4 protein-coding genes are annotated in these 4,285 nt (G+C 73.0%); 1 reads left to right on the top strand and 3 read right to left on the bottom strand.

All coding sequences use genetic code 11. The features are described from left to right. Positions 1 to 109: 109 nt before the first annotated feature. Both ABZ449_RS41745 and ABZ449_RS41750 read right to left on the bottom strand, forming a co-directional pair. Entirely contained in the window at positions 110 to 436 is a 327-nt protein-coding gene (locus ABZ449_RS41745; protein WP_360357301.1) for a hypothetical protein, read from the bottom strand. Then, positions 433 to 768 (bottom strand): SAV_915 family protein, encoded by a 336-nt coding sequence (locus ABZ449_RS41750; protein WP_360357302.1) that lies wholly within the window; start codon positions 766 to 768, stop codon positions 433 to 435. The genes ABZ449_RS41745 and ABZ449_RS41750 overlap by 4 nt, the downstream gene beginning before the upstream one ends. A gap of 413 nt (positions 769 to 1,181) precedes the next feature. Here ABZ449_RS41750 and ABZ449_RS41755 point away from each other — a divergent pair, with 413 nt between their 5' ends. Continuing rightward, positions 1,182 to 3,404, top strand: a complete 2,223-nt coding sequence (locus ABZ449_RS41755; protein ID WP_360357304.1) for an NADP-dependent isocitrate dehydrogenase — start codon at positions 1,182 to 1,184, stop codon at positions 3,402 to 3,404. A gap of 120 nt (positions 3,405 to 3,524) precedes the next feature. On the opposite strand, the gene ABZ449_RS41760 is transcribed toward ABZ449_RS41755, so the two are convergent. After that, a complete protein-coding gene (locus tag ABZ449_RS41760; RefSeq protein ID WP_360357307.1) occupies positions 3,525 to 4,112 on the bottom strand; it encodes a YdcF family protein in 588 nt (195 codons plus the stop codon). Positions 4,113 to 4,285: the final 173 nt, after the last annotated feature.

Consider the following 4,285-nt stretch of genomic DNA (forward strand, 5'->3'; position numbering starts at 1 on the left):
CGCCCCCGCCCCCCGGGCCCGCGCTCGGTCGTGCGGCGGCCGGATCCTGCCCCCGGGGGTCCGGCGCCCCGCCCCCGGGCGGGGGAGCGGGGCGCCGTGGCGGCGGTTCTCACGGCACCGGGCGCAGGGTCACCGGGGCCGGGGTGAGGGCGCGCAGGACGAGGTCGACGTGCACCTTGGCGGCGCCCGCGCGGTGCAGGGCGGCGGCGATCGTCCGTAACTCCTCGGGGCCGGTGCAGGCGAGGCGCAGTTCGAGGTCGGCCTCACCGACCAGGGCCAGGCCGCTCTGGACGGCCGGGAACTCCGCCGCGAGGCGGTCGAAGTCGAGCGGGACGGGGCCGTGGCTGATCCGGACGATCGCGTGCAGCGAGCGGGCCGGCCGGGCCCGTCCCCCCGGAGCCGGACCGTCCGGGACGAGCTGGAGCGGGGCGGTCACCGGCGCTGGAGCCGGACCGCCGGGGCCGGGCAGATCGGGGCCGGGGCGAGCGGTGCGGCGGGCTGGGTGGCGGCGGGGACGGTGACGGAGGGGGCGACCAACCGCGGGTCCACCACCAGGGCGTCGATCCCCAGCGGGGCGGTGAGCGCGCGGAGGGCGGGCTCGCCGAGTTCGGTGTGGGCCTGGTCGGGCCCGAGGAGGGCGACCAGGGCCTCGGGGCTGGAGAATCCGACCGCGCAGCGGCGGCCGTCGCGCAGGCGGAACAGGCGGAGTGCGGTGGTGCTTCCGGTGCCGGAGGTGGTGACCGGAACGTGCCAGACGACGCGGGCCATGCGGATGCTCCCGAGTGGGGTGGTGGTGCCTGCCGGAACTACTGCCTCGACGCTAGGACGGCCCGGCCCGGGGATCGCCGGTCCTGACGCGCCGTTGACCGAATGGGGTCGTGCGTTGACGCACTCCTGACGTCCCGCTCACCCGAGTGGACTAGGGCCTGTCCGGGACCACCGGTCGAGCGTTCCGCTTGCCACACGTGCCGACCCGGACCACCGTGGAGTTCGGTCCCCGTGACCTTCCCCCGCCGCGCCCTCCGACGGGTCCGGCCACGACCGGCGGAACGCCCCGCCGCGGGCGCCGCGGTGCCCGCCGACCGGACCCCGGCGCGTCCGGAGGCGGGGGGAGGTGGAGCCGGAGGCCCGTGACGAGATATCTTGACGTCAAGACGTTGGAGACGTGAAGCGGAGTACCGATGACTGACTCGACCATCATCTATACGCACACCGACGAGGCTCCGGCCCTGGCGACCTACTCGTTCCTGCCGGTGGTCCAGGCCTACGCCTCGACCGCGGGTGTGCGCGTGGAGACCCGCGACATCTCCCTGGCCGGGCGGATCATCGCGAGCTTCCCGGAGCGTCTGGCCGAGGGCCAGCGGATCGGGGACGCCCTCGCCGAGCTGGGCGAGCTGGCCAAGACCCCGGCCGCCAACATCATCAAGCTGCCGAACATCTCGGCCTCCGTCCCGCAGCTGAAGGCCGCCATCGCCGAGCTGCAGGCCCAGGGCTACGCCCTGCCGGACTACCCGGACGACCCGCAGACCGACGAGGACAAGGACGTCCGCGCCCGCTACGACAAGATCAAGGGCAGCGCCGTCAACCCGGTCCTGCGCGAGGGCAACTCCGACCGCCGCGCCCCGCTGTCGGTCAAGAACTACGCCAAGACCCACCCGCACCGGATGGGCGCCTGGACCCCCGAGTCCAAGACCAACGTCGCCACCATGGGCGAGAACGACTTCGCGAGCACCGAGAAGTCCGCCGTGATCGCCGAGGACGGTGCGCTGCGCATCGAGCTGGTCGGCGAGGACGGCACCACCACCGTGCTGCGCGAGAAGGTGTCGGTGCTGGCCGGCGAGGTCGTCGACGCCTCGGTGATGCGCGCCGCCGCCCTGAACGAGTTCCTGGCCGCCCAGGTCGCCCGTGCCAAGGCCGAGGGCGTGCTGTTCTCGGTGCACCTCAAGGCCACCATGATGAAGGTCTCCGACCCGATCATCTTCGGCCACGTGGTCCGCGTCTTCTTCCCGAAGACCTTCGCCAAGTACGGCGAGGTGCTGGTCGCCGCCGGTCTGAACCCGAACAACGGCCTCGGCGGCATCCTGGCCGGCCTCGACAACGTGCCGCACCTGGGCGCCGAGATCAAGGCCTCCTTCGAGGCCGAGCTGGCCGAGGGCCCGGCCCTGGCCATGGTCGACTCCGACAAGGGCATCACCAACCTGCACGTGCCGAGCGACGTCATCGTCGACGCCTCGATGCCGGCCATGATCCGCACCTCCGGCCACATGTGGGGCCCGGACGGCAAGGAGGCCGACACCCTCGCCGTGCTGCCGGACCACAGCTACGCCGGCGTGTACCAGGCCGTCATCGACGACTGCCGCGCCAACGGCGCCCTGGACCCGGCGACCATCGGCTCGGTGCCGAACGTCGGCCTGATGGCCCAGAAGGCCGAGGAGTACGGCTCGCACGACAAGACCTTCGAGATCGCCGCCGCGGGCACCGTCCGCCTGGTCGACGCCGAGGGCAACGTGGTGCTGGAGCAGGCCGTCCAGCCGGGCGACATCTTCCGCGCCTGCCAGACCAAGGACCTGCCGATCCAGGACTGGGTCAAGCTGGCCGTCACCCGCGCCCGCGCCACCGGCGTTCCGGCGGTGTTCTGGCTGGACGAGGACCGCGCCCACGACGCGGTGCTGATCGAGAAGGTCAAGCAGTACCTGCCGGAGCACGACACCACCGGCCTGCAGATCGAGATCAAGTCCCCGGTCGAGGCCACCAAGTTCTCGCTGGAGCGCATCCGTCGCGGCGAGGACACCATCTCGGTGACCGGCAACGTGCTGCGCGACTACCTGACCGACCTCTTCCCGATCCTGGAGCTGGGCACCAGCGCCAAGATGCTGTCGGTCGTCCCGCTGATGGCGGGCGGTGGCCTGTTCGAGACCGGCGCCGGCGGCTCCGCCCCGAAGCACGTCCAGCAGCTGGTCAAGGAGAACTACCTGCGCTGGGACAGCCTGGGCGAGTTCTTCGCGCTGGCCGCCAGCTTCGAGCACCTGGCCAGCACCACCGACAACGCCCGCGCCCAGGTGCTGGCCGACACCCTGGACCGTGCCACCGGCACCTTCCTCAACGAGGACAAGTCGCCGAGCCGCCGCCTCGGTGGCATCGACAACCGCGGCAGCCACTTCTACCTGGCCATGTACTGGGCCCAGGAGCTGGCCGGGCAGACCGCCGACGCCGAGCTGGCCCAGGCCTTCGTCGGCCTGGCCGCGACGCTGGCCGAGCACGAGTCGGCCATCGTGGACGAGCTGATCGCCGTCCAGGGCTCGCCGGTCGACCTCGGCGGCTACTACCAGCCGGACCCGGCCAAGGCCGCGGCCGTGATGCGCCCGTCCAAGACCTTCAACGAGGCGCTCGCCAACCTCGGCTGAACCAGGCCGAGTTGAGCTGACGAAGGCCCTGGGTCCGATCCGGACCCGGGGCCTTCCGGCTGCGTGCGCCCGGCTTCCCAGGGCAGGTCCGGTCCGCCGAGGCAGGCCCGGCCGGCCGGTTCAGGCCCGGCCGAGCAGGGCGAGGGCGGTGCCGACGGCCTCGCGCAGCAGGAGGTACGGGCCGTGCGCCAGCGGGCCGTCCGCGCCGAGCACGGCGGCGGGGGCGCCGGCCCGGCGGGCGGCCAGGGCGGAGCGGACGGTGTGGAAGCCGTTGGTGACCACCGTGCAGCGGTAGCCGGGGCGCTCGGCGGCCATCAGGGCGGCGCTGAAGCGCAGGTTCTCGGCGGTGTTCACGGCCCGCTCCTCGCGCCGGATCCGCCCGGCCGGGACACCCCGGGCGGTCAGGTAGCGGGCCATCGCGGCGGCCTCGGTGCACTCCTCGTGCGGGCCCTTCCCGCCGGTCACCAGGACCAGTGGGGCGTACCCGGCGGCCTCCTCGACGGCGAAACGTTCCAGCGCGGCGTCCAGCCGGGCCGTCAGCGGGCGAGCGGGCTCACAGCCCTCCAGCGCGGCGCCCAGGACCACCAGGTAGTCCGAGCCGGCCGGCGCGGTCCGCCCCCGCTGGTAAAGCGCCAGACCGAGGAAGCCGAGCAGCCAGAGCAGGACGGACCCGCAGAGCAGGACGGCGACGATCAGCAGGACGTGCATGTCCGTTCGAACGCATGCGGTGGAACGACCGTTCCGCCGGAGGAGCCCTGGGCCGGGAACGGCGGAACCCCCGTTCCGAGGCTTGGGTTCTAACGGTCGTCGCAACACCCCAGCTCAAGGTGTGCGATGGACTTCAAGATCCGTAGGGACCGGAAGCCGCAGGGGCCCAGGAA

The organism is Kitasatospora sp. NPDC005856 (assembly GCF_040629945.1).
Lineage (GTDB): Bacteria > Actinomycetota > Actinomycetes > Streptomycetales > Streptomycetaceae > Kitasatospora.

Bases quoted from the DNA above. Each gene is read 5' to 3' on its own strand.
- ABZ449_RS41755 (WP_360357304.1), top strand. From the start codon at position 1,182: ATGACTGACTCGACCATCATCTATACGCACACCGACGAGGCTCCGGCC.
- ABZ449_RS41760 (WP_360357307.1), bottom strand. From the start codon at position 4,112: ATGCACGTCCTGCTGATCGTCGCCGTCCTGCTCTGCGGGTCCGTCCTG.
- ABZ449_RS41750 (WP_360357302.1), bottom strand. From the start codon at position 768: ATGGCCCGCGTCGTCTGGCACGTTCCGGTCACCACCTCCGGCACCGGA.